Source organism: Citrobacter sp. Cpo091 (assembly GCF_030332645.1).
Classification (GTDB): domain Bacteria; phylum Pseudomonadota; class Gammaproteobacteria; order Enterobacterales; family Enterobacteriaceae; genus Citrobacter; species Citrobacter portucalensis.
In genome coordinates, this window is sequence record NZ_JAOWHL010000028.1 from 1077807 (window position 1) to 1104263 (window position 26457).

The 26457-nt window shown below is 53.0% G+C and carries 26 protein-coding genes, 1 tRNA gene and 2 other RNA genes; 11 read left to right on the forward strand and 18 right to left on the reverse strand.

Translation table 11 applies throughout. The annotated features are described in order from the left end of the window. Nucleotides 1-130: 130 nt before the first annotated feature. Nucleotides 131-1069 (reverse strand): glyoxylate/hydroxypyruvate reductase GhrA, encoded by a 939-nt coding sequence (gene ghrA / locus OGY04_RS08720; RefSeq protein WP_057067489.1) that lies wholly within the window; start codon nucleotides 1067-1069, stop codon nucleotides 131-133. Between the two features lie 236 nt (nucleotides 1070-1305). Between ghrA and OGY04_RS08725 the strand changes: the two genes are divergently transcribed. The 3 genes from OGY04_RS08725 to OGY04_RS08735 all read left to right on the forward strand — a co-directional run bounded on the left by OGY04_RS08725 (nucleotide 1306) and on the right by OGY04_RS08735 (nucleotide 1755). After that, nucleotides 1306-1393 (forward strand) — tRNA-Ser (locus OGY04_RS08725). A gap of 44 nt (nucleotides 1394-1437) precedes the next feature. Further along, nucleotides 1438-1574: non-coding RNA, RtT sRNA (locus tag OGY04_RS08730), on the forward strand. Between the two features lie 44 nt (nucleotides 1575-1618). Beyond that, nucleotides 1619-1755, forward strand: a non-coding RNA gene (locus OGY04_RS08735) — RtT sRNA. A gap of 144 nt (nucleotides 1756-1899) precedes the next feature. Here OGY04_RS08735 and phoH read toward each other — a convergent pair. The 6 genes from phoH to putP all read right to left on the reverse strand — a co-directional run bounded on the left by phoH (nucleotide 1900) and on the right by putP (nucleotide 8241). Further along, nucleotides 1900-2688: a phosphate starvation-inducible protein PhoH gene (phoH, locus tag OGY04_RS08740; protein ID WP_003832078.1), complete on the reverse strand. Its 789-nt coding sequence runs from the start codon at nucleotides 2686-2688 to the stop codon at nucleotides 1900-1902. Then, on the reverse strand, nucleotides 2667-2963 hold the full coding sequence (locus tag OGY04_RS08745) for a hypothetical protein (protein ID WP_172111178.1): 297 nt from the start codon (nucleotides 2961-2963) through the stop codon (nucleotides 2667-2669). The genes phoH and OGY04_RS08745 overlap by 22 nt, the downstream gene beginning before the upstream one ends. Nucleotides 2964-3210: 247 nt before the next feature. Then, a complete protein-coding gene (gene efeB, locus OGY04_RS08750; protein WP_008784328.1) occupies nucleotides 3211-4494 on the reverse strand; it encodes an iron uptake transporter deferrochelatase/peroxidase subunit in 1284 nt (427 codons plus the stop codon). A 5-nt stretch (nucleotides 4495-4499) separates the two neighbouring features. Continuing rightward, nucleotides 4500-5627 carry an iron uptake system protein EfeO gene (gene efeO, locus OGY04_RS08755; protein ID WP_267454197.1) on the reverse strand — a complete coding sequence of 376 codons (1128 nt, stop codon included), beginning with the start codon at nucleotides 5625-5627 and terminating at the stop codon, nucleotides 4500-4502. Nucleotides 5628-5685: 58 nt separating this feature from the next. After that, nucleotides 5686-6519: an iron uptake transporter permease EfeU gene (gene efeU, locus OGY04_RS08760; RefSeq protein ID WP_003036041.1), complete on the reverse strand. Its 834-nt coding sequence runs from the start codon at nucleotides 6517-6519 to the stop codon at nucleotides 5686-5688. A gap of 213 nt (nucleotides 6520-6732) precedes the next feature. After that, nucleotides 6733-8241: a sodium/proline symporter PutP gene (putP, locus tag OGY04_RS08765; protein ID WP_286585115.1), complete on the reverse strand. Its 1509-nt coding sequence runs from the start codon at nucleotides 8239-8241 to the stop codon at nucleotides 6733-6735. A 422-nt stretch (nucleotides 8242-8663) separates the two neighbouring features. Here putP and putA point away from each other — a divergent pair, with 422 nt between their 5' ends. Continuing rightward, nucleotides 8664-12626, forward strand: a complete 3963-nt coding sequence (gene putA, locus OGY04_RS08770) for a trifunctional transcriptional regulator/proline dehydrogenase/L-glutamate gamma-semialdehyde dehydrogenase (RefSeq protein ID WP_192464032.1) — start codon at nucleotides 8664-8666, stop codon at nucleotides 12624-12626. A 59-nt stretch (nucleotides 12627-12685) separates the two neighbouring features. Further along, on the forward strand, nucleotides 12686-13081 hold the full coding sequence (locus tag OGY04_RS08775; protein ID WP_008784323.1) for a lysozyme inhibitor LprI family protein: 396 nt from the start codon (nucleotides 12686-12688) through the stop codon (nucleotides 13079-13081). Here the strand turns inward: OGY04_RS08775 and rutR are convergent. The 3 genes from rutR to OGY04_RS08790 form a co-directional block, all read right to left on the reverse strand. Continuing rightward, complete coding sequence (rutR, locus tag OGY04_RS08780) at nucleotides 13078-13716, reverse strand: HTH-type transcriptional regulator RutR (RefSeq protein WP_003036026.1); 639 nt, start codon at nucleotides 13714-13716, stop codon at nucleotides 13078-13080. The genes OGY04_RS08775 and rutR overlap by 4 nt on opposite strands. A gap of 58 nt (nucleotides 13717-13774) precedes the next feature. Next, nucleotides 13775-14689, reverse strand: coding sequence for a DMT family transporter (locus tag OGY04_RS08785; protein ID WP_003832060.1), 915 nt, complete (start codon nucleotides 14687-14689; stop codon nucleotides 13775-13777). 161 nt (nucleotides 14690-14850) lie between these two features. After that, nucleotides 14851-15024 carry a con-10 family general stress protein gene (locus tag OGY04_RS08790; protein ID WP_003036022.1) on the reverse strand — a complete coding sequence of 58 codons (174 nt, stop codon included), beginning with the start codon at nucleotides 15022-15024 and terminating at the stop codon, nucleotides 14851-14853. Nucleotides 15025-15410: 386 nt separating this feature from the next. Between OGY04_RS08790 and wrbA the strand changes: the two genes are divergently transcribed. After that, a complete protein-coding gene (wrbA, locus tag OGY04_RS08795) occupies nucleotides 15411-16007 on the forward strand; it encodes an NAD(P)H:quinone oxidoreductase (RefSeq protein WP_003832057.1) in 597 nt (198 codons plus the stop codon). A 20-nt stretch (nucleotides 16008-16027) separates the two neighbouring features. Beyond that, nucleotides 16028-16255, forward strand: a complete 228-nt coding sequence (locus OGY04_RS08800) for a YccJ family protein (protein WP_003036015.1) — start codon at nucleotides 16028-16030, stop codon at nucleotides 16253-16255. 37 nt (nucleotides 16256-16292) lie between these two features. Here OGY04_RS08800 and agp read toward each other — a convergent pair whose 3' ends face one another. From agp to OGY04_RS08840, 8 genes are all read right to left on the reverse strand, one after another. Continuing rightward, the gene (gene agp / locus OGY04_RS08805) at nucleotides 16293-17534 is read right to left on the reverse strand and encodes a bifunctional glucose-1-phosphatase/inositol phosphatase (RefSeq protein ID WP_286585116.1); all 1242 of its coding nucleotides are present in this window, start codon (nucleotides 17532-17534) and stop codon (nucleotides 16293-16295) included. Between the two features lie 87 nt (nucleotides 17535-17621). Beyond that, nucleotides 17622-18329, reverse strand: a complete 708-nt coding sequence (locus OGY04_RS08810) for an ArsR/SmtB family transcription factor (RefSeq protein ID WP_125363224.1) — start codon at nucleotides 18327-18329, stop codon at nucleotides 17622-17624. 69 nt (nucleotides 18330-18398) lie between these two features. After that, entirely contained in the window at nucleotides 18399-19154 is a 756-nt protein-coding gene (locus tag OGY04_RS08815; protein ID WP_286585118.1) for a sulfite exporter TauE/SafE family protein, read from the reverse strand. 134 nt (nucleotides 19155-19288) lie between these two features. After that, entirely contained in the window at nucleotides 19289-19795 is a 507-nt protein-coding gene (locus OGY04_RS08820) for a protein disulfide oxidoreductase (protein WP_048235675.1), read from the reverse strand. Further along, the gene (locus OGY04_RS08825) at nucleotides 19785-20408 is read right to left on the reverse strand and encodes a DsbA family protein (RefSeq protein WP_008784317.1); all 624 of its coding nucleotides are present in this window, start codon (nucleotides 20406-20408) and stop codon (nucleotides 19785-19787) included. The genes OGY04_RS08820 and OGY04_RS08825 overlap by 11 nt, the downstream gene beginning before the upstream one ends. Next, a complete protein-coding gene (locus OGY04_RS08830; RefSeq protein WP_286585120.1) occupies nucleotides 20405-22285 on the reverse strand; it encodes a cytochrome c biogenesis protein CcdA in 1881 nt (626 codons plus the stop codon). The genes OGY04_RS08825 and OGY04_RS08830 overlap by 4 nt, the downstream gene beginning before the upstream one ends. Nucleotides 22286-22333: 48 nt before the next feature. Next, complete coding sequence (locus tag OGY04_RS08835) at nucleotides 22334-22696, reverse strand: hypothetical protein (protein ID WP_008784315.1); 363 nt, start codon at nucleotides 22694-22696, stop codon at nucleotides 22334-22336. Between the two features lie 70 nt (nucleotides 22697-22766). Continuing rightward, nucleotides 22767-23171 carry a VOC family protein gene (locus tag OGY04_RS08840; RefSeq protein ID WP_003832040.1) on the reverse strand — a complete coding sequence of 135 codons (405 nt, stop codon included), beginning with the start codon at nucleotides 23169-23171 and terminating at the stop codon, nucleotides 22767-22769. A 396-nt stretch (nucleotides 23172-23567) separates the two neighbouring features. On the opposite strand from OGY04_RS08840, the gene dsbA reads away from it, so the two are divergent. From dsbA to OGY04_RS08860, 4 genes are all read left to right on the forward strand, one after another. Further along, nucleotides 23568-24191: a thiol:disulfide interchange protein DsbA gene (dsbA, locus tag OGY04_RS08845; RefSeq protein WP_008784313.1), complete on the forward strand. Its 624-nt coding sequence runs from the start codon at nucleotides 23568-23570 to the stop codon at nucleotides 24189-24191. A gap of 205 nt (nucleotides 24192-24396) precedes the next feature. Beyond that, nucleotides 24397-25317 carry a curved DNA-binding protein gene (gene cbpA / locus OGY04_RS08850; RefSeq protein ID WP_071444952.1) on the forward strand — a complete coding sequence of 307 codons (921 nt, stop codon included), beginning with the start codon at nucleotides 24397-24399 and terminating at the stop codon, nucleotides 25315-25317. Then, nucleotides 25317-25610: a chaperone modulator CbpM gene (gene cbpM, locus OGY04_RS08855; RefSeq protein WP_003832033.1), complete on the forward strand. Its 294-nt coding sequence runs from the start codon at nucleotides 25317-25319 to the stop codon at nucleotides 25608-25610. Before cbpA ends, cbpM begins: the two co-directional genes overlap by 1 nt. Before the next feature lie 121 nt (nucleotides 25611-25731). Then, entirely contained in the window at nucleotides 25732-26418 is a 687-nt protein-coding gene (locus OGY04_RS08860; protein ID WP_286585122.1) for a Crp/Fnr family transcriptional regulator, read from the forward strand. The last annotated feature ends 39 nt before the right edge of the window (nucleotides 26419-26457 follow it).

Here is a 26457-nt window from a genome sequence, read left to right on the forward strand (position 1 = left end):
GGTGGCAAGGGAGTGATACCCGAATCACTTACTTAAGTAAGTGATTCGGGTGAACAACCGTAGCCAACGCACATGCAGCTTGAAGTATGACGGGTATTTTAGCTGAAACCCGGTACCTGCCGGGTTACCATTAATATCCCCGAACGCGATTGACCTGACCTGTTACGACTTGCCCGCTCTCCAGGTTCATAATCGTGCGGGAGATATAGTCCACCGCTTCTGCCGGACGGGTAACTGCGGCAATATGTGGCGTCATCGCCACACGCGGATGTTTCCATAATGGGCTGTTTTCTGGCAGCGGTTCACGGCTATAAACATCCAGCATGGCCCCCTTCACCTTGCCGCTTTCCAGCGATGCCAGAAGATCGTCTTCATTGAGATGAACACCGCGTGCAAGGTTTAGCACGTAGGCGCCATCCTGCAATTGGCTAAGTAAATCAGCGTTAATAATGCCTACGGTTTCTGCCGTATTAGGCAGAAGGTTGATCAGCACGCGAGTTTGACTCAAAAACGCGCCCAGTTCCTCAGTACCGGCGAAGCTTTCCACGCCAGACCAGGATTTACGCGTACGACTCCAGCAGCGCAGTGGGAATCCCCATGCCTGCAGGCTTTCGGCAACTTTTGCGCCCAATACCCCAGCCCCCATGATCCCGACGGTAAACTCCTCGCGAGTATATTCTGGCAACGGCTGCCATTTCGCCTGATTTTTCAATGCTTGATAATCATCAAAGCGACGAAACCAGTGCAGCACCTGACTGACAGCATATTCCTGCATTTGCAGGCCCATACCCGTATCTTCCAGACGGAAAAGCGGGATCGACGCATCCAACATTTCCGGATGAGCATTGAGTTTACTGAGAATAGAATCGACGCCCGCGCCCAGCGCAAATACGGCTTTTAATTTTCGTCCTGCGAGCATTTCAACCGGCGGATGCCAGACCAGCGCATAGTCAGCATGTGCATTATCACCCGCTTTCCACTCACGTACGTTCGCACCAGGTATTGCCTTTGCCAACGCATTAATCCACCAGGTCGTATCGAATGTTGGGTGATAGAAAATTATATCCATATTGTCTCCTGAACATTGTTGTGCGGAACTTTCTCGCACTTATTATCATCATTTTTCGAGGGAACATCAGAGTAGCAAATTTTAGGATGCTGGCAAAAAAAACAATTCCCGCTTATTTATGCTCCATGTTGCTTGAAGTTTGTGTAAATGCACATTTTTTTCAAAAAGTTGATTGACGGCGGGGCGGTGTTTCCCCTACATTAGCGCCCGTTCCGGTAGCACAGGAACAACAATATGGTGAGGTGTCCGAGTGGCTGAAGGAGCACGCCTGGAAAGTGTGTATACGGCAACGTATCGGGGGTTCGAATCCCCCCCTCACCGCCATATTTTAAGAAGAGCTCGTACGCAAGTACGGGCTTTTTTTTCGCATGTTGCACATCTGCGGGGGGATGAGAAACCCCGACCGGGGTTCGACTGCTGGCGCAGCCAGCTGGACAGACCGCGAACGGAGTGAGTGGGCTGCCCGAAGGGCGAGCAAAGCGAGTCAATCCCCCCCTCACCGCCATATTTTAAGAAGAGCTCGTACGAAAGTACGGGCTTTTTTTTCGCATGTTGCACATCTACGGGGGGATGAGAAACCCCGACCGGGGTTCGACTGCTGGCGCAGCCAGTTGGACAGACCGCGAACGGAGTGAGTGGGCTGCCCGAAGGGCGAGCGAAGCGAGTCAATCCCCCCCTCACCGCCATATTTTAAGAAGAACTCGTACGCAAGTACGGGCTTTTTTTTCGCATGTTGCACATCTACGGGGGGGATGAGAAGCCCCGACCGGTCATGTACTGGCGTCAAACAACAAAGCCCGGTTTCCCAGGCCTTGAAGACGGAGTACTTATCAGTTGTAAGCGTTGAGCGTCCGCTGACAGAGCGCAGAGCGGACGCAATCGTCTTTATTGAAACGAACAATCCCAACCATCTCATCTTCTTCGAAACGGGCCAGCGCATCGCTAAGCCCTGAGCGAACGTGGGCTGGTAGATCGCACTGGGTCACATCCCCATTCACAATCACCGTCACATTCTCCCCGAGGCGGGTCAAAAACATCTTCATTTGCGCAGCAGTGACGTTCTGAGCCTCGTCAAGAATGACCACTGCATTTTCAAATGTACGTCCACGCATATAGGCGAACGGCGCGATTTCCACCTTACCAATCTCAGGTCGCAGGCAATATTGCATGAAGGAGGCTCCCAGCCGTTTGACAAGCACGTCATACACGGGGCGAAAATAGGGAGCAAACTTCTCGGAAACATCTCCAGGTAAGAAGCCGAGGTCTTCATCAGCTTGCAGAACTGGACGGGTTACAATGATCCTGTCCACATCTTTATGGATCAGGGCCTCTGCTGCTTTTGCCGCGCTGATCCAGGTTTTACCACACCCGGCTTCACCGGTGGCGAAGATCAGCTGTTTACTCTCGATAGCATTCAGGTAGTGCGCCTGAGCTTCATTCCGCGCCGTGATTGGCGAGGCGTCGCGACTGTCACGCGCCATACCAATCGCTTCTACGCCGCCCATCTGCACAAGCGAGGTGACCGATTCATCTTCACGTTGCTTATGGCTACGCGAATCCCGCCTCAGCACACGTTTTGCTTCACGACGAGCTTTGATCACTGCTTTTTGTCTTCCCATGGATAGCACCTTGAGTTGTAGGTATACATCACACGCGCCGTTGGCGGCACGATTATGCGCACGAACATCTGAGGGTTGGCTTCCTTGTAAGCCATTGCTTGCTTTCGGATAAGACGCCACGCACAGCTACGCGCACCGTACAGGGCGTCAGTTGCGAAGATAAGAAGTGAATGAGAGAGAGATTTAGCGGTGACGAGGAGGCTACCGGAAGAGAAACGTCCGCGTAAGGTACTGCTGTTACTGTGAAAAACGTGTCCAATACAGGACTTTTCCATTCGCGATCTCCATAGTGAATGACAATCACCGCCGGGAACTACCGCTATTACTTATAAGTACATCATAACCTTTCGCTAATGCAACAATATTTTTACTTGTTGTTAACTTAAATTCTATCTTATCACCAGAGACAGTCTCTTGCAGAGAGATGACAGAATTATTTCAGTCGCATACCGATCATAAAAAATAGTTTGTTCCTTCATCAAGATGTCAGGAAAAACCCCGCTGTACTGCGGGGCATAATCATCAGGCTTCAAGCAGAGACTGTCCCAGATAATTATCTGCAGTTTTAACACCCGGCAAAGCAAAGAAATATCCCCCACCAATCGGTTTGACATATTCTTCCAGCGCTTCACCGTTCAGACGTTTCTGCACTGTCAAAAAACCTTTTTCCAGATCGTGTTGATAGCAGACAAACAACAGCCCCATATCCAGTTGACCGGAATTAGTCACACCGAGCGAATAACTGTAGCCACGACGCATCATCAGGCTGGAGTCGGTCTCTTTCGTACGCGGATTTGCGAGACGGATATGGCTGTCGAGCGCAATCACCTCGCCTTCAGGATCGCTGGCATAGTCAGGCACATCATGCTCATGCTGCATACCCAGCGGTGCGCCGGTGTGTTTATCGCGACCAAAAATCGTTTGCTGCTCTTTCAGCGGCGTACGATCCCAGAACTCAACGCGAAACTGAATGAGCCTGACGGCCTGATAGCTTCCGCCTTGCGCCCAGGCAGGCTCGCCCTGCCCGTCCGTAACCCACACCACGTCTTGCATCAACTTCGCATCCGTAGCGTCCGGATTCGCGGTGCCGTCTTTAAAGCCAAGCAAATTGACCGGGGTCTCTTTGCCTTTACTACGTGCGGCGTGGTCGGAAATAAAACCTTCACGTTTCCAGCGCACGCTAAGGAGATCGGGCGTATGTTTAATGATATCGCGCAACGCGTGGATGACGGTGTCCTGGGTGTTGGCACAAATCTGCAGCAACACATCGCCATGACATAGCGCCGCATCCAGTGAATCATTCGGGAAGCGGGTCATTTTTTGCAGCTTTTTCGGCATCTGGGATTTCAGGCCATAGCGTTCATCAAACAGCGAGGAGCCGACTGACAACGTCATCGTCAGGTTGTCTGGCGCAATGTATGCGCCAAGGATACCTGAATCCATAGGGGGAAGACGCGGATTCGGCGTATCCGGCGCCGGTCCACCGGTGGTCAGAAACGCAAACCGGCTGGTCAGCAACCGGAATAAACGCTCAAGATCGGCCTTGTCGCTGGCGAGAACATCGAATGCCACCAGCATCATTGATGCCTGCTGCGGCGTCAGGATCCCCGCCTGATGCTGACCATAAAACGGCTGCGCTTCACTACGTGCATCCGGAGACAACGTGCCCGGCGCGCTTTGTGGTTTTTGCGCGTGGGCAACCGGACACCCACCCGCCAGCGCCAGCGCCCCACCCAGGGCGCCCATCCCTTTCAGTAAACGTCGGCGTGACGGTTCGCTCACGCCGTTTTCATTATCTTGCTGCATAGTGCTTAATCCAGACCCAGAACACCGCGTAATTGCGACAAATCTTCCGCCAGCGTCGTGATTGGCCCTTTCAGTGCATTACGATCGGCATCAGTCAGTTTGTCATAGGTTTCAAAGCCGTCTTTGGTACGGTACTTGCTCAGAATGGTATCGACCTTTTTGAAGTTCGCATCCACCTTCGCAAGCAGTTCAGCATTGGATTTTTGCAACTGAGGACGCAAGAGATCGACAATTTTCTGCGCACCATCGACGTTAGCCTGGAAATCCCACAGATCGGTATGGCTATAGCGATCTTCTTCCCCACTGATTTTGCTGGCAGCAACTTCTTCAATCAGTCCTGCTGCCCCGCCAACAACTTTAGACGGTGGGAAAGCCAGCTCGCTAATACGCGTTTGCAGGTCAAGAACATCGCTGTTTAATTGGTCGGCGTACTTATCCATACCTTTGGTGGTATTGTCGCCAAACAGCGCTTTCTCCAGGCGGTGGAAGCCGGTGAATTTAGGATCGGCGGCTTTTTGTTCGTAATCATCTTCCCGCGCATCGATGCTGCCGTCGAGATCGGAGAACAGTTCAGCAATCGGTTCAATACGCTCATAATGCTGACGGGTTGGCGCATACAGCGATTTCGCTTTTTCCAGATCACCTGCCTTAATCGCATCGGTAAAGGCTTTAGTGCCCGCAACCAACTGCGCGGTTTCGGCTGTCACATAGGCTTTGTATTCGGTAATCGCGCTGCTCAGACTCAGCAGAGCATCGCTTTGCGCGGCATCCGCCGTTGCGCTACCTTTTACGATCAGTTTGCCTTTCGGGTTAGTCAACAGACCGCAGGTCATATCATATTCGCCTGGCTGGAGGTTAGCGGTCATTTTCTGGCTAAAGCCTGGTGCAATGTTTTCGCGCTCTTCAACCACCATAACGCCTTTGAGGATCTCCCACTCCAGCGCTTTCTGGCTATGGTTCTGGATGATGAACTGCGTTTTCCCGGCATTAACCGTGATAATCATCGGTTCACATTGTTTGTCGTTAACAGTGACTTTCACCTGCGGAATATCGGCAGCTTGTGCATTAAAAGCGGAGGCAAACAGCGCGGCGATACCTAGCTGCAGCGCACTACGGCGAAAATTAAACGTCATAACCTATCCCTATAAATAAGTATGTTGTAACTAAAAAGTATTCTGCATCGCGTTTTTATCAAGGTGCGGTACGCGATGCCGTAGTGCCTGAACGCGGCGGTAACGCAAACATAATCAACGCCGGAATCAGGTAGATAAACCAGACAGCGACTTCACTAACGCTTGGCGCTTCCTGATAGCCGAAAATGCCTTCCATCAATGTGCCAAACAGCGAATGCGTCGACAGCACACTGCTCAGGTCAAACGCCACATCCTGAAAATGATTCCACAACCCAGCTTCGTGGAAAGCGCGGATCGCCCCAGCGGCAAGACCGGCAGCCACCAGCAAAATGAACAGGCTGGTCCATTTAAAGAATGCCCCGAGGTTGAGGCGAATGCCGCCGAGGTAAATCAGGTAACCCAGTACCACCGCGGTAGCCAGTCCCAGCATCGCGCCTAACGGCGGCCAGATACCTACATCCTGCTGGAAAGCTGCCAGCAGGAAGAACACCGACTCCAGCCCTTCACGGGCAACAGCAAAAAAGACCATCATCACCAGCGCCCAGCCGTGATGGTTGCCGCGTTGCAACGCGTTATCGACAGCCTGTTCAAGCTGGACTTTGACGTTGCGCGAAACTTTACGCATCCAGAACACCATCCAGGTGAGGATCACCACGGCAATGACCGCCACGATGCCTTCAAACAGCTCCTGTTCTTTTTGCGGAAATTCACCGGTGGTTTCGTTGATGAAAATCCCTAACGCCAGGCATAACGCCGCCGCCAGCAGAACACCAATCCACATCACACCAATCCATCGACCACGCTGAGTCCGTTTCAGGTAGCTGGCAATCAGGCTGACAATCAGCGCGGCCTCTAACCCTTCGCGCAACATAATTAGAAATGGAACAAACATGCGAAGAACCCTTAAACGTTATTCTCAGTCAATTGATGAAAAGAAAAGTAAATTACAGTGATATTGATTATCATTACAGCAAAGAAAAACTCAAGCAGAATGTTTTGAGAATGATGACTGAATGTAAAAAGCCAGGCGGGTAATGGTTATAGCAGGTTTACAACGGAAGCAATAAAAAAGCCCGCACGCGGCGGGCTTGAAGACAGAGGCAGATTATTCTGCCTGTAAACGCGATGGCGGAGCTGAGTGATAATGCGCATCAGCCTCGGCAAAACGTTGCTGCATAGCAGTTGAAGGCGCTTTACCCAACAGGCTGAAGACCACAATACCGATGCTGCCGAAAACAAAGCCCGGGATGATTTCATACAGACCCAGCCAGGCAAACTGTTTCCAGACGATTACCGTCACCGCACCAATGATCATCCCTGCCAGCGCGCCGTTGCGGGTCATACGCGACCACATTACGGAGAACAGGACTACCGGACCAAACGCAGCGCCGAAGCCCGCCCAGGCGTAGCTTACCAGACCAAGTACGCGGTTCTCCGGGTTCGCCGCCAGCGCGATAGACACCAGCGCCACGACCAACACCATGATGCGGCCAATCCATACCAGCTCTTTCTGGCTGGCATTTTTACGCAGGAACGCTTTGTACAAATCTTCGGTGATTGCGCTGGAGCACACCAGCAGCTGGCAGCTCAGGGTCGACATAACCGCAGCGAGGATCGCAGACAGCAGGATACCGGCAATCCACGGGTTGAACAGGATTTGCGCCAGTTCAATAAACACACGCTCGGCGTTCTGGTTAACGGCACCGGCAAACTGTGGGTTGTTGTTAAAGTAAGCAATACCAAAGAAGCCCACGGCCACAGCACCTGCCAGACACAGAATCATCCAGGCCATGCTAATGCGGCGAGCATGAACGATGCTATGGTGGGAATCTGCAGCCATAAAGCGCGCCAGAATATGCGGCTGACCAAAGTAGCCCAGACCCCAGCCCATCAGGGAAATGATGGCAACAAAATTCAGCCCTTTGAACATGTCCACGTTCTCAATGCTCTTTTGTTTAATCACTTCCAGCGAATCGTCGAATCCACCCACGCCAATGACTACCATCACCGGCGTCAGGATCAGAGCAAAGATCATCAGGCTGGCCTGGACGGTATCGGTCCAGCTAACCGCCAGGAAACCACCAATAAAGGTATAAATGATCGTCGCGGCCGCGCCCGCCCACAGTGCTGTTTCGTAGCTCATGCCAAAGGTGCTTTCAAACAGACGTGCCCCTGCCACAATACCGGAAGCGCAATAGATGGTGAAAAACAGCAGAATAACCAGCGCGGAGATAATACGCAGAATTCGGCTTTTATCTTCAAAGCGACCGGTAAAGTAATCCGGTAACGTCAGCGCATTGTTATTGTATTCGGTGTGTACGCGTAAACGTCCGGCCACCAGCTTCCAGTTGATCCAGGCGCCCAAAATAAGGCCGATGGCGATCCAGCTTTCTGAAATCCCCGACAGGAAAATCGCGCCAGGCAGACCCATCAGCAACCAGCCGCTCATGTCAGATGCCCCGGCGGATAACGCGGTCACGAATGGACCCAGACTGCGTCCACCCAGAATGTAATCGTCAAAGTTTTTGGTTGAACGCCATGCAATAAACCCTATCAATATCATGCCGAAAATATAGACACAGAATGTCACTAACATCGGTGTGCTAATAGCCATCAAAACTCTCCAAAATTATGTATCAGCAATGCCGTGGCTTGCCGTTTTATTACCCTGCCGGAACGTGGCAAAGATATCTATGTTGACCAGGGCGACCGTATCCTGCCGGAAGCGATGGTTATTCACAATCGATTTAACACACCATTTACATCAAATTTGATCCAGAGTAGATAGCATTTTTCTGTAGGTTGCACTCTCTCACATTTTTTTCGGTTGCACCTTTTAAAAGTGTTAACTACCGCAGAGAAAAAGATTCTGTAATTTATACAGCCCACATCATAAGACTCATATTTATTAACATCTCATTCATTTTCAAGCTTGCAAACCAAGTCACATTTAACACGGTTGCACAAAGTTGCAACATAGTGGATATTTCTCGGTAACTATCAGACCCGTATTTCAGTACAACAGGAGTAAACGGCATGGGAACCACCACGATGGGGGTTAAACTGGATGACGCCACTCGCGAGCGTATTAAAACAGCAGCATCACGAATCGATCGCACGCCACATTGGCTGATCAAGCAAGCCATCTTTAATTATCTCGAAAGACTGGAAAATGACGATGCGCTTCCTGAACTGCCGGCCCTGCTGGCGGGTGCCGCGAATGAGGGTGAGGAGTCAACCACGCCGCAGAATGAAGCGCATCAGCCTTTCCTGGAATTTGCCGAACAGATCCTGCCGCAGTCAGTTTCCCGCGCAGCAATCACCGCCGCGTACCGCCGAGCCGAAACCGATGCTGTGCCGATGTTGATGGAACAGGCTCGTCTGCCGCAACCCATTGCGGAGCAAGCGCACAAGCTGGCGTACGATCTGGCCGACAAACTGCGTAACCAAAAGACCGCCAGCGGCCGCGCCGGGATGGTACAGGGTTTATTGCAGGAATTCTCACTTTCTTCGCAGGAAGGGGTCGCGCTGATGTGCCTGGCCGAAGCCCTGCTGCGTATTCCTGATAAGGCAACCCGCGATGCGTTAATCCGCGACAAAATCAGCAACGGCAACTGGCAGTCGCACATTGGACGTAGCCCGTCCCTGTTCGTCAACGCGGCGACCTGGGGGCTGTTGTTTACCGGTCGTCTGGTTTCTACGCATAATGAAGCCAGCCTCTCACGCTCACTCAACCGTATTATCGGTAAAAGCGGTGAACCACTGGTGCGTAAAGGCGTCGACATGGCAATGCGCCTGATGGGCGAGCAGTTCGTCACCGGAGAGACTATCGCCGAAGCGCTGGCTAACGCCCGTAAACTGGAAGAAAAAGGTTTCCGCTACTCTTACGACATGCTGGGCGAAGCGGCTCTGACCGCCGCCGATGCCCAGGCTTATATGGTTTCGTACCAACAGGCAATCCACGCCATTGGTAAAGCCTCAAATGGTCGCGGCATCTATGAAGGGCCGGGCATTTCTATCAAGCTGTCAGCGCTGCATCCGCGTTATAGTCGCGCGCAGTATGACCGCGTAATGGATGAACTCTATCCGCGCCTGAAGTCGCTTACTCTGCTGGCCCGCCAGTACGACATCGGTATCAATATCGATGCTGAAGAGGCCGACCGACTGGAGATCTCCCTCGATCTGCTGGAGAAACTGTGCTTTGAACCTGAACTCGCGGGCTGGAACGGTATCGGCTTTGTTATTCAGGCCTACCAGAAGCGCTGCCCGTATGTTATCGACTACCTGATTGACCTCGCCACGCGCAGCCGCCGTCGCCTGATGATCCGTCTGGTTAAGGGCGCCTACTGGGATAGCGAAATCAAACGTGCGCAAATGGACGGTCTGGAAGGTTATCCGGTCTATACCCGTAAGGTCTACACCGACGTTTCCTATCTGGCCTGCGCGAAAAAACTGCTTGCGGTACCGAATCTGATCTACCCGCAGTTCGCCACCCACAACGCCCATACGCTGGCGGCGATTTATCAGTTGGCCGGTCAAAACTACTATCCGGGTCAGTACGAGTTCCAGTGCCTGCACGGTATGGGCGAACCGCTGTATGAGCAGGTCACAGGTAAAGTTGCCGATGGCAAACTGAACCGTCCATGCCGTATTTATGCGCCAGTCGGCACGCATGAAACGCTGCTTGCGTATCTGGTGCGTCGTCTGCTGGAAAACGGCGCCAACACCTCGTTCGTCAACCGCATTGCAGACACTACCCTGCCGCTGGATGAACTGGTCGCCGATCCGGTCGAAGCCGTTGAAAAACTGGCGCAGCAGGAAGGCCAGGCTGGTCTGCCACATCCGAAGATTGCCCTGCCGCGTGACCTGTACGGTAAAGGCCGCGAAAACTCAGGCGGGCTGGATTTAGCGAACGAACATCGTCTGGCCTCACTGTCCTCCGCCCTGCTTAACAGCGCGCTGCAAAAATGGCACGCTAAACCGATGCTCGAACATCCGGTTGCTGACGGTGAAATGACCCCAGTCGTCAACCCGGCCGAACCGAAAGACATTGTCGGTTATGTGCGTGAAGCGACTCACAGCGAAGTGGAACAGGCATTGCAGAACGCGGTAAATAACGCGCCGATCTGGTTCGCCACACCGCCACAAGAGCGCGCCGCTATTTTGCATCGCGCCGCCGTTCTGATGGAAGGCCAGATGCAGCAGTTAATTGGCATTCTGGTGCGCGAAGCGGGCAAAACCTTCAGCAACGCCATTGCGGAAGTGCGCGAAGCGGTAGACTTCCTGCACTATTATGCCGGTCAGGTCCGCGATGATTTCGATAATGAAACCCATCGTCCGTTAGGGCCGGTGGTCTGTATCAGCCCCTGGAACTTCCCGTTGGCCATTTTCACCGGGCAGATTGCCGCTGCGCTGGCGGCGGGCAACAGCGTGTTGGCAAAACCCGCGGAACAAACTCCGCTGATTGCCGCCCAGGGTATTGCCATTTTACTCGAAGCAGGTGTGCCGCCAGGCGTGGTGCAACTGTTGCCCGGCCAGGGCGAAACGGTCGGGGCACAGCTCACTTCCGATGAGCGCGTACGCGGCGTCATGTTTACCGGCTCAACGGAAGTCGCCACGCTGTTGCAACGTAATATCGCGACCCGCCTGGATGCTCAGGGGCGTCCAATCCCGCTTATCGCCGAAACCGGCGGGATGAACGCCATGATCGTCGACTCTTCTGCGTTAACGGAACAGGTCGTGGTCGACGTTCTGGCTTCTGCCTTTGACAGCGCCGGACAGCGCTGCTCCGCGCTTCGCGTCCTGTGCCTGCAGGACGATGTCGCCGACCATACGCTGAAAATGCTGCGTGGCGCAATGGCGGAATGTCGCATGGGTAACCCGGGCCGCCTGACCACCGATATTGGACCGGTAATCGATGAAGAAGCCAAAGCCAATATTGAGCGCCATATTCAGGCCATGCGCGCCAAAGGGCGTCCGGTGTTCCAGGCCGCGCGCGAAAACAGCGACGATGCGCGTGAATGGCAAACCGGTACCTTTATCGCGCCGACGCTTATCGAGCTGGAAAGCTTCGACGAATTGCAAAAAGAGGTGTTCGGTCCGGTACTGCACGTTGTGCGTTACACCCGCAACAATCTGGGCAGTCTGATTGAGCAAATTAATGCCTCCGGCTACGGCCTGACGTTGGGCGTGCACACTCGTATCGATGAAACCATCGCCCAGGTCACGGGTTCGGCACATGTGGGGAACCTGTACGTTAACCGCAATATGGTCGGCGCCGTCGTCGGAGTGCAGCCATTCGGTGGCGAAGGCTTGTCAGGAACCGGGCCAAAAGCGGGTGGACCGCTGTATCTGTACCGCCTGCTGGCAAACCGTCCGGAAAATGCGTTAGGCATTACGCTTGCCCGTCAGGATGCCGAATACCCTGTCGATGCACAGCTTAAAACGGCGCTCGTTCAGCCGCTGGAAGCGCTTAGCGAATGGGCAACCGATCGTCCAGCACTGCGTGCGCTCTGCCAACAGTTTGGTGAACTGGCGCAGGCCGGAACGCAACGCCTGCTGCCAGGCCCCACCGGCGAGCGCAATACCTGGACGCTGTTGCCGCGCGAACGCGTGCTGTGTATCGCCGATGATGAACAGGATGCGCTGGTACAGGTTGCCGCTGTAACTTCCGTTGGTAGCTTAATCCTGTGGCCAGATGATACATTCCATCGCGACCTGGCAAAACGCCTGCCAGCAGTAGTTTCCGGGCGCATCCAGTTTGCCAAAACAGACAACATCACTACACAGCCGTTTGATGCGGTTATTTTCCACGGTGATTCCGATCAGCTTCGCGCACTGTGTGAAGCGGTGGCGGCCCGCGAAGGGGCGATTGTGTCGGTCCAGGGCTTTGCCCGCGGCGAAAGCAATATCCTACTGGAAAGGTTGTATATTGAGCGCTCCCTGAGCGTCAATACCGCCGCAGCCGGGGGGAACGCCAGCCTGATGACAATCGGCTAAGGTTGTGGTTAATTAAGGCTCCGGTAACGGGGCCTTTTTTTATTAAGCCAGAGGGAAGCATGAAACGAATCGTACTGACATGTGCAGCGCTGCTGCTGAGCGGCCAGGCGCTGGCGGATGACTGCGCCAACGCGAACACGCAGATTGAGATGAACACCTGTGCGGCAGAGCAGTATAAGGCGGCCGACGCCAAACTTAATGAAACTTATCAGAATGCGCTGAAGCGCGCCGCCCCAACCCAGCGCGATTTACTGAAAAAAGCGCAAGTATCCTGGATAACTTTGCGCGATGCGGACTGTGCGTTAATCAGTTCTGGCACTGAAGGCGGTAGCGTTCAGGCGATGATTTCCAGCCAGTGCCTGACGGATAAGACCAACGAGCGCGAAGCGTTTCTCGCCTCACTTTTGCAGTGTGAAGAAGGCGATTTAAGCTGCCCGTTACCACCGGCCAGTTAACGCACGCGGATCCCTTCAATAATCATCCGCTGTACGCTCTCCACCGTTTGGTTAAAAAAGGCTTCATCACGCAGCGTTGCGCCCGTCACCGCCTCTACCTGTGGGGCAAAATCGGCGTAGTGCTGAGTTGAAGCCCAAATCATAAAAATCAGATGATGCGGATCGACCGGAGCCAGTTTTCCGCTTTTGATCCAACCGGCAATCAGCGCGGATTTCTCATCAATTAGAGTTTTGAGATCCCCCTCCAGTTCTGCCATCAATAAAGGCGCTCCGGCCAGCATCTCCATACAAAACAGCCGTGAGGCCTGAGGGTAATCGCGCGACACTTCCAGCTTAAGGCGAATGTATTCTTTAATGGCCACCAGCGGCGCAAAGTCTTCGCGAAAAGCTTTCAATGGAGCCAGCCAGATGTCGAGGATCTGCCGTAAAACGGCAATATAAAGCACCTCTTTTGACGGGTAGTAATAAAGTAGATTGGTTTTTGACACGCCCGCCTGCTCTGCCACCTGCTCCAGGCGCGTGCCGTGGATCCCATATTGGGAGAAGATATTTAATGCCGCGGTTAAGATGGCCTGGCGTTTTGCACTGACGGCCTGCGAGCGCTTACCTGTTTTTTTCTCTGCGCGTTGGACCATGCGCCCTCTCCTTCTTGTGAGGGCGTCAGCATACCAAATCACGCGGTGAATGGTTAAATTAAAGCGATTCCGGCGGCGCCTCTTGTCCAAGCGCTTTTTTCTTTTTGAACTTCAGCTCGCTGACCAGTACGCCAACAATAATGAATGCCGCACCAAGCAATGCAAGTAGCGGTAAGCGTTCACCCGCCAGACGGCCAAAGATCCCCGCCCACACCGGTTCACCGGTATAAATAACCGTCGCGCGCGTCGGCGAAACGCTGCGCTGCGCCCAGTTCATGGTGACCTGAATAATCGCGCTAAAAATCCCCAGCCCCAGCGCCACCACCAGCAATCCGGTAGACATTGGTGGTACGGTCTCTCCGGCCGGTCCCATCGCCATAAACGCCACTATCGAAGCGGTTGCCAGTTGCACTACAGTTACCCGACGAACATCCACTTTTCCCGCCCACGCGCTAATCAGGATAATTTCTGCCGCAATCGCCACCGCACCGGCGAGCGTGATCCACTCGCCTTCGCCTAAAGCCAGTAAATTGCCTCCCGGTCCGGCAAGAAAAATCAATCCGATAAAGGCCAGCACAATGCCGACGCACGGCATCAGACCTGGCATGCGTCCCAGACACAACCATTGTAAAAGCGGCACCAACGGTACGTACATCGCGGTAATAAACGCCGATTTACTGCTGGGAATAAACTGTAACCCCCAGGTTTGCAGACTATAGCCCAGCGCAATTGCGATACCGATTGCAACCCCTGCTTTAACTTCCAGCCACGTCAGCTTATGCAGTGTGTGTAGCGACAAAAGCGCGACCGCCAGCGCGGCAGTGGCAAAACGCACACCGACAAAGAAAAAAGGGCCGCTCAGGGTAACGGCATATTGCACCGCCAAAAACGTGCCACCCCAGAACATGGTGATCACAATGAGGATCGCTTCCTGAGGTTTAACAGAGAAGGAATAACGAGAAAGTAATGACATGAGACACCCGATTAACTGAATGTCATTAGTCTGCGTTGCGTTTTGTTACAGTTCAACCTTGCAGACAAAAAAAACCGCCGGAAAGACCCGGCGGCGGTGGCTACGTAACGTCTGTCTCTGACTCTCAGCCGTCACGACATATCTGACAGATAGCCCGACAATTACGATTTGTTGTTGCCGTGACTATTTTTGCCCCCTTTTTTGCCTGCCTCTGAAGCGCGTTGCGGGTCATTCTTGAAGTTGCCCCCGCTGTGCTGGCCACCTTTTCGACCTGCTTCTGATGCTCTTTCGCGGTCTTCCGCAAAGTTGCCGGAACCGCCCCGATGGTTTGCCATTACTGACCTCCGTCATTGATTAGACATCATATTGCATAGGTACTGAGGAGTGATACCTCACGCAGCGTTACGGGCGAGGCCCTGAAAATAACTGCGTGGGAATAAGCATAGTGAAGTGTGGCCAGGGCAGACGCTAACTGTAATATCCTGCAACAGGATCAGGAGTGACAAATAAATAATCACCATAAGAAATCAATAAGTCTTTCTTATGACTACCGAATTCTACCCGGTTAAATATGTATCATTTTGCTACAAAGAAGGTTGTTATAAAAATTGTTATAAATCAAAGAAGTGATTGTGAAATTTGCACTCCTGACAGTACGTCATATCTTTAAAGGTAGGTAGCGAATCGCTACGGACACGGTTAACTCGAGGAGTAGTGTAAAATGGCAAAAGTTCTGGTGCTTTATTATTCCATGTACGGACACATTGAAACTATGGCCCACGCAGTCGCAGAAGGCGCAAATAAGGTAGATGGCGCGGAAGTGATTATTAAGCGTGTACCAGAGACCATGCAGCCCGAGATTTTCCTTAAGGCTGGCGGCAAAACACAAAACGCACCAGTCGCAACCCCACAAGAACTGGCTGATTACGACGCCATCATTTTTGGTACTCCCACGCGCTTTGGCAATATGTCCGGTCAGATGCGTACCTTCCTCGACCAGACTGGCGGGCTGTGGGCCTCTGGCGGCCTGTACGGCAAACTCGCCAGCGTATTCAGCTCAACGGGAACCGGCGGCGGTCAGGAACAAACCATTACATCAACCTGGACTACGCTTGCCCACCATGGGATGGTGATTGTACCTATCGGTTACGCGGCGCAAGAGCTGTTTGATGTCTCTCAAGTTCGCGGAGGTACCCCTTACGGTGCAACCACCATTGCCGGAGGCGACGGCTCCCGCCAGCCAAGTCAGGAAGAATTATCTATCGCCCGCTATCAGGGTGAATATGTCGCAGGTCTGGCAGTAAAACTCAACGGCTAATCTTCAACAGGAGGATTCGAATGCCAACTCAAGAAGCGAAAGCCCATCGCGTCGGCGAATGGGCAAGTCTGCGCAATACATCGCCGGAAATAGCCGAAGCCATTTTTGAAGTCGCACATTATGACGAGAAACTGGCGGAAAAAATTTGGGAAGAAGGTAGCGATGAGGTACTCATCAAAGCCTTTGAAAAAACAGACAAAGACTCGCTCTTTTGGGGTGAACAGACTATCGAACGCAAAAACGTCTAGCGCGCTGACTCCCCCGCGAACACGGGGGAGTTTTCTTTTACTTAGCCGCCTCATTCAGCACGCTATCGAACTTATCTATCGGGCAAAAACCATCCGCATCTATCGGACATCCTTTCAGCTCCAGCGTTACGCGCTGCGCCGGGGATTTCAGCGTCAGAACGTCTGCATTACGCAACTGCTGCGAGCTCTGATACACATACTCGATTTTCATCAGATCACGATTTGCATTGCTGTCATGCCAGCGCTGGAAGACAATCTTCCCGCCAATCGGCGTACGCTCGTTCTGATCGTGAAGCTGGTACGGTTTAAAATCCAGCGCGGTGAGCAGCGAAGCGATATTTGAATCATGCCCCACCAGCACGGTTATTTTCGGTGCTTTCGCGCGTTCAGTAACCAGCGCATTATCAATATATTTCACCAGCGGTTTGGCGACGTTCTGCGCCACTTCCGGGGAGGTGAACAGGCTATCCTGATAGCCGTTTTTCAGCTTCGACAGAACCTTCCACTGCTGATCCGATTTAATCTCGCCCCAGGCAACCTTGTCCATCGGGAAGCCTTCGTAATATTGCAGCGTGAAGGCATCAACCAGCGAATTCCCCACCTTCAGCGGCCCCGAAACCCCAGGCTCCTGCTGGTACTTCGCGCTAAACGTATCTTTGGCATCGGTCAGGGAACACTGCTGTTTTTCTTTGCAGGACGGAGAGTCTTTGTAGTCGGTCATTTGCTCAAGCAACTGATAGCTATCGTTGAGCTGCATTTTGCTGCGCTCTTTCTCCATGGCCTGAACGGCCTGCTGGCTGAAGGCGGTGGAATCATCGGTGATCACCGGGTTAAAGGTGGGATCCATGGTGCCCATTTTTTCCTGATGATGGACCGGAACATCGCAACCAGGGAAAGCACCGGTGACAAAGAACTGCGCCGTGGCGACCGTACGCTGCAGACTGTTAGCATAGGTATAGACCGTGTTCTGTGCCGGGCATTCGCCCGATGTCACCATCCCCTGCTCTGCCAGCCACTCTCGCATGTAGTGGCCCATATAGATTTCCAGCACACCGCCTTTAGTAGTGAGTTGCCCACCGGGGACATCCCATTCTGGCCATTGTTTGGGGGTGGACTGCTCAAGAACGCTGCCATTATTGGCTAAAGGTGCGCGTAAGTTATGCCGACTCATCATCAATACTTGCTGAAGCTGATAGCCTTCCGGCGCGGTCTGCGCCTGCGCGGCGGTTGACAATAAGACAGCCCCTGCCACGGCTGTGGCGATTAACGATTTATTCATCCCTACGACCTCTTGTTGTTATCAATCACAACAGAGTGTGACAGAAATATGACATATTTCCGGGAACGCTTTCGCAAAACAGACCATCTAGCGTGTCGTTTTAACACCAAACTCGGTTTCGAGTTTACGAATGCCAAGAGGTGTGAAGATGACATGGCGGCTGCCCTGTTCGGTTTTTATCCATCGCTGTTCACTGAACCAGCGCAGCAGCGTTGCGCCAAGCACACCACCAGGATGATAACGTCGTTCGCTCCAGTCCAGACAACCGCAGGTTAACTTCCGCCGGGATGAGCCCGCCGCCAGGACAATCCCCATCTGTGCCAGCTTTTCCAGGCCAAGTGGAGTCAGCGTTTCACCATCCGGCGTTAACCACTGACGGGAAACCAGCGTATCGAACAACCTCACCGCAACCTCTCCGGCGAGATGGTCGTAGCAGGTGCGGGCATGCCGCAAATCTGGCGGTGTAGTGATTCTGCGGGGCGTTGATGTCGCCCACGCAACGCCCATCAGGCGTTCCAGCAGTTCAGCGATATCGGAACCTGCAAGGCGAAAATAACGATGTCTGCCCTGCGCCAACGCGACAACAAAACGTTGTTCGCACAGACGCGCCAGATGCGCGCTGGCGGTCGACGCGGATATATCCGCCACCGCGCTGAGCTCAGTTGCAGTCCAGGCGCAGCCATCCATTAGGGCGCACAACATACGCGAGCGCGATTTATCGGCCATCACTGCCGCAGTGAGTGCCATTTTTGACTCCAGATCGCCCTCTTCTTCATGTAACATCACGGATGCCATAACGACCTCATTGGCCCTGAATATCTGAATTAACGATGCCATGAAAGTCGCGCAAAGTCACCGCACCGGTCACACAGCACGCAGCATCATCTCTGTACCCAACCCTACCAGACAAAACAGAAAACAGCGTTTAAACACGAGCGGAGAAATAACCCTTCGCACACGGGTACCTATCCATTGGCCAATCAGCGCAGGAACAATGGCCAAAGCCGACAAACTTAGCGATTGTATGGGCAGCGCGTTGTGCCACCACAGACCCAGCGCCAATGCCAGGGTCGAAAAGGTAAAAGAGATCCCGAGCGCCTGCACCAGTTCATCTTTCTCAAAGCCGAGGGACTGGATCCAGGGCACGGCGGGCATCACAAACACCCCGGTTCCGCCGGTCAATAAGCCGGTCACAAATCCAATAACGAGGGAGTACGGTTTTTCACGCTGCGGGGCCACCGCGATTTTCTTTCCCGCCAGCGTCCAGATAGCGTAGGCCACCAGTGCTACGCCGAGTGCAAACTGGGTTCGGGTGGTGTCACCACCGGTAATCCAGGCGCTGGCAAGCAGTGTCGCCACCACTACTGTCAGCAGCATTGGCCACAGTCGTTTGAGTAATTGGCGTGTATTTCCACCACCGCCAAACTGGAACAAATTGCTTATCAGCGAAGGCAATAACAGCATGGCCGCCGCGGCAACCGGCGAAATAAGCGATCCGAGGATCCCCATTGCCACGGTGGGTAACCCCATACCCGTAACGCCTTTCACCATCCCGGCGAGGACAAATGTGACGGCAATCATCACCACCAGAGCGGGTCCAAACGCTAAAGAACTCGTCATGTTGCACTTTCCTGGAAAAGAGAAGATGACTGATTCTGGACGTTAATCACCGTGTTTGCTTCGTCAGGCAACGAAATATGCCTTCCTGGGGAGGGCGACGCCATAAAAAATGCCGGGTTTCCCCGGCACATTTATCAGAACGTTTTCGCCCACCACAACCGAAGTTTCATGCCCCAGTAGCTGGTCCAGCCGCTGGTGGTTGATACTACCCGACCTTGTGACATCACCACCAGCGTTGGCGTGACGCTGATTGCCCAACTGCGGGAAATGGCCCCGTTCGCATCATTGATGACCGGAAAGTCCACGCCTTTACGCGACAGCCAGCGAGATACCTCAGCTTCATTTCCGGAACGTAACGCAATGGTCATCACATTTTCCCCTTCCGAACGCAGCCTGGCGACTTCCGGCGTCGTGAAGCGGCATACGCCGCACCAGCTCGCCCAGAAATAAAGCAACACCGGCTCGTCTTTGCTGAGCGCCGCCAGCGTGACGGTTTCACCATCCAGTGTTTGTAAAGGCGTGCTGTCAAAGGAGGCAGGGAGCTGCGGCGCGCGCCAGACATCCATCAGCAACATTGCCCCCGCCAACAGTGCCAGTAAGATCAGCCCTTCGCGCAACCAGCGGCGCAGTTTACTGAGCATTGGCCGCCGCCAGTTTTTCTTTTACTACTTCCTCAAGGGTTTCCCACGGCACCGCGCCGGGAATAAGTTCATCACCAATAATCGTTGCCGGGGTTCCCTGCACCCCCACCAGTCGCGCCAGTTGCAGGTTAGTGCTCAGCGTTTCAGCACTTTGGGCGTCCAGCGTCACCGGACTGGCCCCCGCTTTTTCCTGCGCCTGTTTGATACTGACGTCGGTATGATAGCCCTTCTTCTGCATCAATTTTTCATGTAATGCCAGGGACTGTTGCGGATGCTCATGCCATGTCGTCAGCACGGTCCGCGCCGCCAGTTCCGAACTTTCACCTTTAAACGGCAGCGGTTTAATTACTACCGCCACGTCAGGATATTTCTGCACAATTTTTTCCAGCATTGGATCCAACTGCTTGCAGTATGGGCAGTTGTAATCGGTGAAGTTTATCAGGGTCAGTTTCGCCTGCTTCGCGCCAATCCGCGGGCTGTTAGGATCGTTAAACAAGGCTTCCTGAATTAATGCTTCAATTTGCTTTTCCTGTTCCGGGGTAAACGGCGCAGGCTCTTTCGCGATACTGACGGCAGAAAACAGGGTCAACAGCAGAACAATCATCATTTTCATGGGGTTACTCCTTTGGCATCATTCAACGTTTGCAGTACCGCATCGCGGGTTAACAACGTGGGTAACGCCTGGCCATCCGGCAGACCGGGGCCATAAATTTGGTTATACGGCACAGCAACCTGGCCGCGTTTTTTTAGAAATTCTGTAATAGCTTCAGAAGGGAGTGTCCAGTCGCCGCGCAGCGCCACCACATCCGGCTGTTGCAATGCGGCCTGTACGTCTTCTTTATGCAACACGTTGTATTTGTTTACCTTACAGGTGATGCACCAGTCGGCTGTGACGTCAATGAATACGCGCTTATGTTGCGCCAGCGCATCCTCAATCGCCTGCTCGCTTAGCGGTTGCCAGTTCACGCTTTCTTTAGCGCTACTTTGTCCGCTAACCCCTAAGTGTGGGAGCAACAACGTCGCAAGCCAGATAGCCGAACCCAGCATCATCACGCCAAGCAGACGCCGCAAAATATTCATCCACCGCCCTGGCCGCGGCAAACGCAGCGCCAGACCGGGACGCAGGGCCACCAGCAGCCACGGTAAGCTCATCCCCAGCCCAAGTGCGATAAACAATCCCCACAACGTCGGCAGCGAAGCAGTCAATGCTACCGCCACCGCCGTTCCCAGAAACGGGGCACTGCACGGCGTGGCAAGCAGTGTCGCAAATGCACCTTGCCAGAAATGTCCCGACAGTCCGTTGCCGCCGTGAGTCGCCAGCGTAGTGGTCATCGCAGAAGGGAGTCGGAATTCAAACCACCCGAACAGGCTGGCGCTGAACGTCAGCATCACTAGCACCATGACGCCAATGAACCACGGATTCTGAAACTGGATCCCCCAGCCAAGGGCCTGATTGGTTAAACGCAGCACCGTCATCAATAGCGCCAGTGCCATAAACGAGACCAGTATTCCGGCTACCGATGCGAGGAACTGACGACGGATCTGGCGACGACTTTTTTCCTCGACCAGCAAAATAGAGCCCAGCTTCATGCCCAGAACCGGTAACACACAAGGCATCAGATTGAGGATCAAACCGCCCAGCAGCGCCATGAGCACCACTTGCCACAGTGGGAGTGAGGCGTTCTCAATAACCGGGGCTTCGCCAATCGCAAGACGACTCTCCTGGGCAACACCGTTGTCTGCCAGCACCAGCGTGACTGACTTACCACGCAGATCCGGCGCGCCTTCTCCCCAACCGTCATGTACAGGTACCGTAGCGCGTAACGTCTCCCCCGCAACATGAATTTGCGGCATGCCAAAATCCGCATCATCAACAGCATCCAGATACAGCCCTGGTTCAGTCCAGCCTCCCGCACGGCGAGCCTCGACGACTAACTCTCCCGCCCGTGCTCCAGCGCTCAGAGCATCGGTCAGGCCGCTGGCAAGTGGGATCTGTCCCATCGCCTGAGCATAGTCATGTGCAAAAGTCGGGTCCTGGGCTGTGGGCGTCACGGAAAAAGGAAAATCCGTCAACAGGCAAACGTTGCTACAGGTGGATAGCGTCAAAACGCCGTTAAGCGTGGCGGGCGCTCTACCGCGCACCACCATCGGGAACGTCACCTTATCGTGATACCCCTGGGTAGTGATATTGGCGACCTCAAAACGAGCAGGGGTTGGCCAGGACCAGTCGACCGCGGGCATTTCCCCTTTCCAGACGATAGCAGGTGCAACGCCTCCCTCGCCCGGAGAACGCCAGTAGGTTTTCCAGCCGTCCTCCAGTTTGACATCCAGCAACAGACGGGTTTCTCCACCTGCGGACGTATCAGCGCGTAACCGCACGCTGGCGTGATCGTTATCGGGTGAACGCAGCCAGCCGGGTTCAGCCGCCCAGGATACGGGCAGCCATAGCAATAACAGACAGAGCAGCGCCTGTCTGAAAACAGTCATCATAGTTTTTCTCCGTGAATAATTATCTAACAGTCAGCAACGGCTGTTCTGTCATTCACGGAAGACGCAAAATCGGAGATGCACCCGGAGAGTGGGCGGCGAGATGGCTCGCGGTGGGAAAAAAGGTAGACGAAACGCCCGTACTGGCGCCAGCAATGACAGCAGCAGGCACAGCACCAGAATAGCACCTTCAAACAATACGGGTGGCGCAGCCAGTAATGATTTCGCACTCAGTTCACAAGGGGTAACGGGTGAGGCCTCATCGGTCTGCACTTGTGCGCTGGCGACAACGCTTGTAACGGCGGTATCCATCTGCAACGCGTGCAGGCCCGCCATGCGTTGTGCGGTGCAAACCATCACCACAACACATGCCAGACAGAGGAACCACCATCCCATCCGTTGACGTTTCGCCATTATACCCTCACTCATTGATGCGAGTTATCTTAACCACTCGCCAGGTTTTGGCAACCTTTCCGCTGTAAAGTTATGTCCTGCTATCTGCTGGATATACCGCGATTTCAATCAGATTAAGATCGGGATCCCTGACATACACCGAGCGAATAGGTCCTGTCGCACCGGTACGTGCAACGGGCCCTTCAATAATCTCGACTCCGTGGGTTTGAAACGTCTCCATCACCTCTTCCAGCGTACGCGTGGTGATAAAACATAAATCCAGCGCCCCCGGCGTTGGCGCGTAGGCTTTGGGTTCAAACTCTTTTCCCCGAATGTGGAGATTGATTTTCTGATTGCCAAAGACGAAGGCTTTCCGACCTTGCGCGAAGGTTTCCAGCCTCATGCCTAAGAGCTCGACATAGAAACGAACGCAAGCCTCTTCATGATTGGTGGTTAGTACCAGGTGATCCAGGTGGTCAATCATAGCGATATCCATTTGGGTTGCTCATCTCTGACACTTACCCTATTCATTCACGCGCGACAAGAAAAAGAAAATCTACGGAGTTATTTGCAGAACTTAACGCAACAACCTGTAATTCACGCTTTAAAAACGAAATGATAATTAATCATATTTCCGCCTTTATTTATTACGCTATAACATTGCTAAAAACATCCCTGAAAATATCACGCAAGTTATCATTCACTATTTACGAAGAATGCCAAAAGATATTTCCATGACAGCACACAGATAATGCCCACCACGTACTGATGCGTAAATGAAAGTAAGGGTCAGCGCATTTCCAGAGAATTTCCTTATTATATTCAGACGCAATGAATAACGTATTCATTAGCAGATAATTTGTTTATTAAATGTTATTTAGAGTATATGGAAATGAAAAAATATTTATTACCCCTGATTGGGTTACTTTTTACAGTTAGCGCTCAGGCAGCATCATTTACCGACGGCAAAGAGTATATCTCACTGGAAAAACCTGTCGCTTCCGCTCCAGCCGCACTGAAGTTTTTCTCATTCTATTGCCCTTCCTGTTATCAGTACGATGAAGTTTTTGAAATCACTGATAACGTGAAAAAAGTATTGCCTGCAGATGTCAAACTCACCGAATACCACGTCGACTTTTTAGGTCCGCTGGGGCAAGACATGACCCACGCCTGGTCCGTCGCCATGCTGTTGAACGTACAAGATAAAGTTAAGCCGTTGCTTTTTGATGCCGTTCAGAAAAAACAAACCGTTAAAACAGCGGACGATATTCGTAACGTATTTATCAGCGCGGGCGTCAGCGCCAGTGATTATGATGCGGCATGGAATAGCTTTGCCGTGAAATCACTGACCGCTAAGCAGCAAGAAATGGCGAAGGCAGTTGATTTAACCGGTGTGCCCGCCATTTTTATCAACGGAAAATATATGATCAATCCAAAAGGACTGAAGTCAGATGATCTTAATGCATTCGTGCAAAACTATGCTGATACGGTCCGCTTCCTGATAAGCAAATCCTGATGTTTAGCTAATCTCATTTTTCGCACCACACAACAGATGCCGTAACCTCAACTGCGCTGTTGGTGGTGCAATGCCTGCATCGTTTATCGCAATATCCTCCCTTCCCGGTTGGCATTCGCCGTTATCAGGATTACCCTAAACTTAGCGGTGATACCTGTTGTCAGGGTTCACCTTCTGCAAGTGTTGATTTACACGAGAGAACGCTATGGAATTAAAGGATTATTACGCCATTATGGGCGTGAAACCGACAGACGATCTCAAGACAATCAAGACCGCCTATCGTCGACTCGCCCGTAAATATCATCCTGATGTCAGCAAAGAGACTGACGCAGAGGCCCGGTTTAAAGAGGTTGCAGAAGCCTGGGAAGTTTTGAGTGATGAGCAGCGACGCGCCGAGTACGACCAGCTGTGGCAGCACCGCAACGACCCACAGTTCAGCCGTCAATTCCAGCAAGGAGAGAATCAAAGCTACAGCGCCGAAGATTTCGACGATATCTTCTCCTCCATTTTTGGCCAGCGTGCGCACCAGTCGCGCCAGCGCCCTGCCAGCCGCGGGCACGACATTGAAATTGAAGTTGCCGTATTCCTCGAAGAAACGCTTACTGAGCATAGCCGCACTATCAGTTACAACCTGCCAGTCTATAATGCGTTTGGCATGGTAGAACGAGAAATTCCTAAAACGCTGAATGTGAAAATTCCGGCTGGCGTCGGTAACGGTCAGCGTATCCGTCTGAAAGGCCAGGGTACCCCCGGCGAAAACGGTGGACCGAACGGTGATTTGTGGCTGGTGATTCATATTGCGCCGCATCCGCTGTTCGATATTGTTAATCAGGATCTGGAAGTTGTCGTTCCCCTCGCGCCGTGGGAAGCTGCGCTGGGTGCGAAAGTAACCGTTCCGACGTTGAAAGAGAACATCCTGCTGACCATTCCTGCAGGCAGTCAGGCCGGCCAGCGACTCCGCATTAAGGGCAAGGGTCTGGTAAGTAAAAAACATACCGGCGATTTGTATGCGGTGATCAAGATCGTCATGCCACCGAAACCAGACGACGCCAGTGCCGCCCTGTGGCAACAATTGGCGGATGCACAAAAGACCTTTGATCCGCGCAAAGAGTGGGGGAAAGCATAATGGCTAACGTTACCGTCACTTTTACCATTACCGAATTTTGTCTGTACACCGGTGTGTCAGAAGAAGAACTGCATGAGATTGTCGGCTTAGGGGTGATAGAACCCCATGAAGACGAGACGTTTGACGATCATGCGCTGACAGTAATGCGTCGCGCGGTGCGCCTGCGTCAGGAGCTGGAACTTGACTGGCCAGGGATTGCCGTTGCGCTGACGTTGCTGGAGGAGAACGCTCAGTTACGCCAGGAAAACCGCCTGCTGCGCCAGCGCCTGTCTCGCTTTATCAGCCATCCTTAGTGTGTCAGGACCGGCATGGTGCTGGTCCTTTTATTATCCGCCCCGCGCTCTTAATGACATTGCCCAGCAGATGGCATACAGTCTGAGATAAGAATTATCTTAAACAATAAGACGTTGAGTCATGCAGCTTAAACCCCTCACGAAAGGTCGTTTTCACAACATCTGGCAGCAGGATGATGCCTTGATTGAGAAGATATTTCAGGAACTGCTCTCTGAAACGCAGATTATCCAAGAAGATGAGTATCTATACCGCCAGGGACAGGTTGTCGATCGACTGATCATGGTGCAATCCGGAAGAATTTCGCTGCGTTACAGCGCGGAGAATGGTCGCCGATTCCAGTTGGGCGCCATGGAATGCGACGAGCAGCTGTTTGGTGAAATGGAGTTTTTTACCGGGTATCGCTGCCAGCTTGATATCGTCGCGGAAGAACCACTGACCGTAGCGGTGTGCAGCTGTGACCGTCTGGAAGAAGCGCTAAATCAGCACCCCAGACTGGCGATATTTTTTGCCAGTGCAATGGCGATTGATTATCAGGATATGCTGGAAATCTTCCTGCACCGGATGCTCTACCCTATCGTACATAACGTGGCGTATGACCTGTATCGCCAGCATCAGAACAAGCAGCCGATGGATGGTTTCCATAAAAAACACCAGGAAGCTGAGCGATTCGGTACTACCGACCGGGTCTATCGGCGGGCGGTTAAAGCGCTGACGGATGCCGGGCTGGTAACGCGAACGAAGCAAGGACTGGAAATTAAGGATCTGGATGGGCTGCGTAAATTTCTCGGCAATGACATCATTGACTGACACACCAACGCTCGTTAACAGAACATTGGTGTATCATTT

Coding starts and splice junctions, on each gene's coding strand:
- ghrA (WP_057067489.1), bottom strand. CDS start 1,069: ATGGATATAATTTTCTATCACCCAACATTCGATACGACCTGGTGGATT.
- phoH (WP_003832078.1), bottom strand. CDS start 2,688: ATGGGAAGACAAAAAGCAGTGATCAAAGCTCGTCGTGAAGCAAAACGT.
- OGY04_RS08745 (WP_172111178.1), bottom strand. CDS start 2,963: ATGGAAAAGTCCTGTATTGGACACGTTTTTCACAGTAACAGCAGTACC.
- efeB (WP_008784328.1), bottom strand. CDS start 4,494: ATGCAGCAAGATAATGAAAACGGCGTGAGCGAACCGTCACGCCGACGT.
- efeO (WP_267454197.1), bottom strand. CDS start 5,627: ATGACGTTTAATTTTCGCCGTAGTGCGCTGCAGCTAGGTATCGCCGCG.
- efeU (WP_003036041.1), bottom strand. CDS start 6,519: ATGTTTGTTCCATTTCTAATTATGTTGCGCGAAGGGTTAGAGGCCGCG.
- putP (WP_286585115.1), bottom strand. CDS start 8,241: ATGGCTATTAGCACACCGATGTTAGTGACATTCTGTGTCTATATTTTC.
- putA (WP_192464032.1), top strand. CDS start 8,664: ATGGGAACCACCACGATGGGGGTTAAACTGGATGACGCCACTCGCGAG.
- OGY04_RS08775 (WP_008784323.1), top strand. CDS start 12,686: ATGAAACGAATCGTACTGACATGTGCAGCGCTGCTGCTGAGCGGCCAG.
- rutR (WP_003036026.1), bottom strand. CDS start 13,716: ATGGTCCAACGCGCAGAGAAAAAAACAGGTAAGCGCTCGCAGGCCGTC.
- OGY04_RS08785 (WP_003832060.1), bottom strand. CDS start 14,689: ATGTCATTACTTTCTCGTTATTCCTTCTCTGTTAAACCTCAGGAAGCG.
- OGY04_RS08790 (WP_003036022.1), bottom strand. CDS start 15,024: ATGGCAAACCATCGGGGCGGTTCCGGCAACTTTGCGGAAGACCGCGAA.
- wrbA (WP_003832057.1), top strand. CDS start 15,411: ATGGCAAAAGTTCTGGTGCTTTATTATTCCATGTACGGACACATTGAA.
- OGY04_RS08800 (WP_003036015.1), top strand. CDS start 16,028: ATGCCAACTCAAGAAGCGAAAGCCCATCGCGTCGGCGAATGGGCAAGT.
- agp (WP_286585116.1), bottom strand. CDS start 17,534: ATGAATAAATCGTTAATCGCCACAGCCGTGGCAGGGGCTGTCTTATTG.
- OGY04_RS08810 (WP_125363224.1), bottom strand. CDS start 18,329: ATGGCATCCGTGATGTTACATGAAGAAGAGGGCGATCTGGAGTCAAAA.
- OGY04_RS08815 (WP_286585118.1), bottom strand. CDS start 19,154: ATGACGAGTTCTTTAGCGTTTGGACCCGCTCTGGTGGTGATGATTGCC.
- OGY04_RS08820 (WP_048235675.1), bottom strand. CDS start 19,795: ATGCTCAGTAAACTGCGCCGCTGGTTGCGCGAAGGGCTGATCTTACTG.
- OGY04_RS08825 (WP_008784317.1), bottom strand. CDS start 20,408: ATGAAAATGATGATTGTTCTGCTGTTGACCCTGTTTTCTGCCGTCAGT.
- OGY04_RS08830 (WP_286585120.1), bottom strand. CDS start 22,285: ATGATGACTGTTTTCAGACAGGCGCTGCTCTGTCTGTTATTGCTATGG.
- OGY04_RS08835 (WP_008784315.1), bottom strand. CDS start 22,696: ATGGCGAAACGTCAACGGATGGGATGGTGGTTCCTCTGTCTGGCATGT.
- OGY04_RS08840 (WP_003832040.1), bottom strand. CDS start 23,171: ATGGATATCGCTATGATTGACCACCTGGATCACCTGGTACTAACCACC.
- dsbA (WP_008784313.1), top strand. CDS start 23,568: ATGAAAAAATATTTATTACCCCTGATTGGGTTACTTTTTACAGTTAGC.
- cbpA (WP_071444952.1), top strand. CDS start 24,397: ATGGAATTAAAGGATTATTACGCCATTATGGGCGTGAAACCGACAGAC.
- cbpM (WP_003832033.1), top strand. CDS start 25,317: ATGGCTAACGTTACCGTCACTTTTACCATTACCGAATTTTGTCTGTAC.
- OGY04_RS08860 (WP_286585122.1), top strand. CDS start 25,732: ATGCAGCTTAAACCCCTCACGAAAGGTCGTTTTCACAACATCTGGCAG.